Origin of the sequence: Brevibacterium otitidis (assembly GCF_042429315.1) — a bacterium.
Classification (GTDB): domain Bacteria; phylum Actinomycetota; class Actinomycetes; order Actinomycetales; family Brevibacteriaceae; genus Brevibacterium; species Brevibacterium otitidis.
Genome location: NZ_JBHMAU010000041.1, coordinates 1 through 3562 on the forward strand (window position 1 = coordinate 1; position 3562 = coordinate 3562).

Sequence of the window (3562 nt, forward strand, 5' to 3'; positions counted from 1 at the left end):
CATGCCACGACCCGCTGTCGAAGGCGTATTACGAGCGGAAGAGAGCCGAGGGCAAGCGCCACAACGCGGCGGTCATGTGCTTGGCGCGTCGCCGACTGAACGTCACGTACGCGATGCTGAAAACAGGCACGCTATACGAGCCCGAATCTCTGCAGCTGCTTGACAACCACCATAGGGACACCCCCCTACCGCTACCGAGGTACTACCTGCAGTCTTCCATGCGCTCGCCCAGGCACAACCACATACTGCTGCGGGTGCCCTGCACCACGGGGGCATCACAGGCCTGTTATGACACATCGCTCGCACCGTTGCGATTACTCGCATACCTGATACTATAAGCGGATGGCGCCTCGCGGATGGGCCAGCGATTGATGCGGACACTGGCTTGCTCTGTCACCTGGCGACGCCCGATCCCAAACAGCAGGTCCACGCGGACCGCCCTCAACGGTTGAGCAACCGCACGGTGAACCGTCCGCCTAAACGATCACAAGCATCTACCAGCCCCAATCAACCAAGGTCAATGAAGGATTAGCAGTGCCCACCCGCCGAGACCGAACTAGAACAGCCGTCGTTGGAATAGTCCTTCTAGCCGTGTTTTTTGCGATGCTAGATCTGTCCGTCGTTAATGTCGCTCTCCCGACCATTCGAACCGAACTCTCAACGACATACTCAGGCATGCAGTGGATCGCAAATTCCTACACGCTTGCCTTCGCCAGCGCTCTGCTCATGGGTGGAATAATCGTTGATCGGATCAGCCATAGAAGTGCACTTTTTATGAGCTTGGCAATTTTCACGGTCGGAGCTCTACTGTGCGCCGTTGCGAGTAATCTCGCACTACTATTATTCGGGCGACTCACACAGGGGTTCGGCGCAGCCATTTTGGTACCGTGCAGCCTGGCGTTGATCTTTTCAATGTTTTCAGACATTCGAGAACGGGCAAAAGTGGTCGGAGCTTGGAGCGCAATCAATGCAATAGCGGTGACGGTAGGACCTATGACCGGCGGCGCTCTCGTCACCTGGCTCAGCTGGCGGAGCGTGTTCGCCCTCAACATCCCAATTGGAGTCATAGCAATCTCCCTGGTACTTCTTCTCCTCCCGAAGGTTCAAACTCGTCGAACGCAACGAAACGTTAGTCCATTAGGACTCCTGTTGGCAGCGGCCTCTTCCTTCCTCTTCGCATTTGCAGTAACCCGTGGATCCGAAAAGGAGTGGACCTCCCCGGCAGTCGTACTGCCTCTGATCCTCGCGGTATTAAGCACGAGCACGTTTGTCGTTCACAACATGCGGACGCTCTCGCCGGTTCTACCTCGAGAACTATTGGCAAAACCAGTCTTTCGCAAATGCCTCATAGTCGTGAGCTGTGCCGGATTCAGCTTCTCCTCTGCACTATTCCTCGTCCCAGTCCAATTTCAAATGCTTCGTGACTTCAGTCCAGTTAACGCAGGGCTAGCACTAACGCCCACGGCCGTTACAATGGGAATTGCGTCGCTATTGACAAGACGGGTAAACGACAAGTTTGGAAACCACCGACCTATAATATACGGCTTGTACAGCGGGGTGGTCGGGCTCCTCACCCTCTCCCTCATTCCCAAGGAGTTCGCCTACGTCTATCTAGTCCCATCTCTGATTCTCTTGGGTCTTTCAATGGGATTGACGCTTCCAACTGCGAACAACTTGGGGTTGTCCTGCTTGTCCTCCGAATCCAGTGGAATTGGTTCGGGAATTCTTGAAGCGAGTCAGCAATTTGGTCTAGTCTTCGGAATAGCTATACTGGGCGCTGTCCAAGCAACTGCGACTCTTCGCGGAGATCAGACCTTTGTTACCGATCTCGCCCTCTTGCTAGGGGCAGCGCTAGCGCTTCTATGCGCGCTATCGTTGACCTCCGGATTGAGGAACCTTGCAACCTTCGCACACTGACTCCAGGCCATTGTTCTGAAGGGGGTACGCGTACGTTCTATGTGCGTCGACTTCACGGTTTTGGCAGGCCGAGTGCGAGACCAGATCCAGTCGGAGGCGACCTCAGGGGTGACGTTACCCGCTTCTATCTGAATGGCATGCTGCCCGTCAGATATGTGTAGGGACAGTCCCCCTCGTATTTCTGACAGAAACTAATGTCGAGCAGTAACCGCTGATTGTGTTTGGGGTCCAGAGCTTCCACGCAATCTATCTTGCAAGCGCGACATAAGCGGTCCGCCGTACACCGCGCCAGGGAACTACTTGTCTCCCTATGGACCTCGGGCCGGTATGCTTGACCGACCGTAGTGGAGGTCCGGCTCTAAACCTTGATCCACCGATCTGCTTGATGTCCGGGGGGACTGCTGAAGGTTTGGTTGACTCTGGGGTTTATGCCGTCAGGGCGACGGCCTTGTGGTGAACCAGTTCGTATTCAACCGGGGTCAGTTTACCCAGACGGCGCTGCCGACGCTTCTGGTGATAGGTCCGCTCGACCCAGTGGACGATTGCTGTGCGAAGCTGTGCGCGGGTGGCCCACCGGCGCCGGTTGAGGACGTTCTTTTGCAACACAGCGAAGAACGATTCCATCGCCGNACCGCCGCGACGGGCCACAGCGTCCTCAATCGCCGCCACAGCCAGCCGGGACTTCATCTGCGAGTCGATGGCATAGCCGACGATCTTGTTGCTGAACACGTCCTTGACCGCGCACATGTACAGCTTGCCCTCATCGGTGCGATGTTCCGTTATGTCAGTAAGCCATAGCTCGTTTATCCGGCTGGCGGTGAAGTCACGTTCGACGAGGTCATCACAGACCGGTGGGCCGGGCTTTTTGCCGTGTGTGCGGGCTCGTTTGATCGTGTGAGAAAACAATCCCTGTTGCGAGCACAAGCGCCACACCCGACGTTCAGAAGCGCAGTAGCCGGCAGCAGTGAGTTCATCAGCGATGAACCGATAACCGATACTGGCGGGTCATCTGCATGGATGTCGTAAGCGGCATTGAGCAGGTGCGCCTCCTCCCAGTCCCGGGCTGGGACCGGATTCGCACACCATTTGTAGAACCCCTGCGTGGTAAAGCCGAGCACCCGCGCACGTCACTGCCACCGGCACCCCGGCGGCAGCAAGATCACGGTACCTGCGGGTACATCATTGTGGGTGAGCGCCACCGAGCTTCACGTTCGCCTGCAAGAGATACGCTGCCGCCTCACGCAGGATCTTATTCTCTCGTTCAAGCTCGCGGATGCGTTTGAGCGCTGCCGCCTGAGCTCGTGACTCCTCGGGATCGCGCGCGGGCTCGAGGCCGCGCTCACGCAAGCGAGCATCGCGCACCCAGGCCTGCAGGGCAGATTTCGAGATCCCGAGGTCAGCACAAACCTGCTTCTGGGACATTCCGTCATTGACGAGATCGAGCGCTGACTGCTTGAACTCATCTGTGTAGATCTTCGGCATGACCTCTCACCTTCCTGGAATCTATCCAGTCGTGCAGTCAACCAAACCTTCAGCAGTCCCGGGGGTTCACTCGGATTCGAGCGCGGACGCGATGAGTGGGCAGGAGGTAGTGTCCCGGCCTCTCACCGGTCTCTTCCACACTTCGCTTGCCAGGGTCTCCTCC

1 protein-coding gene and 2 pseudogenes are annotated in these 3562 nt (G+C 57.1%); 2 read left to right on the forward strand and 1 reads right to left on the reverse strand.

Annotated elements, in window-relative coordinates; all coding sequences use genetic code 11:
- Together ACFFN1_RS05790 and ACFFN1_RS05795 are read left to right on the forward strand one after the other, a co-directional pair.
- Nucleotides 1-137 (forward strand): annotated as a pseudogene (locus tag ACFFN1_RS05790) (IS110 family transposase); the annotation flags it as partial.
- 397 nt (nt 138-534) lie between these two features.
- Complete coding sequence (locus ACFFN1_RS05795) at nt 535-1917, forward strand: MFS transporter (RefSeq protein ID WP_376839478.1); 1383 nt, start codon at nt 535-537, stop codon at nt 1915-1917.
- A gap of 426 nt (nt 1918-2343) precedes the next feature.
- On the opposite strand, the pseudogene ACFFN1_RS05800 reads toward ACFFN1_RS05795, so the two are convergent.
- Nucleotides 2344-3399: pseudogene (locus tag ACFFN1_RS05800) on the reverse strand (IS3 family transposase).
- Between the last annotated feature and the right edge of the window lie 163 nt (nt 3400-3562).